Here is a 547-nt window from a genome sequence, read left to right on the forward strand (position 1 = left end):
GTGGAGCGGGTGGAGCGAGGGGGCACAGAGAGGTCTCACGGGTCGGCGGCTCGGCGGGGGACCGGGCTCGGGAGCAGGGGAAGCGGCTATGTCACCAGGCGGGGGTGGGAGACCCGTCAGACGGGCCTCCGAAAGCGCTCCGAATAACAGTACGGTAACGAGCGGCGCGTGTCACGCCCGATCGTGCCCGTCTGTGATCGCTAGACCGCCTAGGAAGTGGTCCCCGGCGCGTAATCGGGCGCATCCGGAAGGCCGAAGACGCGCTCGAGCGTCTCGATGCCGGAGTCGTGCAGGTACCCGGAGAGCTGGGTCCCGACGTACCGCAGGTGGTACGGCTCCGACTCGTACCCCGTGATCGGAGTGGTGTCGGGCTTGTAGCGCACGAGGAAGCCGAAGCGGTGGGCGTTGGCGCCGACCCACTGCCCCTCCGGAGTGTCGCCCCAGCAGATCTCGAGCGCGCACGCGCCGGACGCTCCCACCACGTCGACCGCCCAGCCGGTCTGGTGCTCGCTGTGCCCCGGGCGCGCACTCGTCGCATCCGCTCCCG

General features: G+C 70.6%; 1 protein-coding gene. It reads right to left on the minus strand.

The window, feature by feature from the left end:
• Positions 1-209: 209 nt before the first annotated feature.
• Positions 210-547: D-alanyl-D-alanine carboxypeptidase family protein (locus C5C57_RS17530; RefSeq protein WP_104297942.1), on the minus strand; the 338-nt coding region annotated here is incomplete at its 5' end.

The organism is Rathayibacter sp. AY1C5, from assembly GCF_002931705.1.
In the GTDB taxonomy this organism is placed as follows: Bacteria; Actinomycetota; Actinomycetes; order Actinomycetales; family Microbacteriaceae; genus Rathayibacter.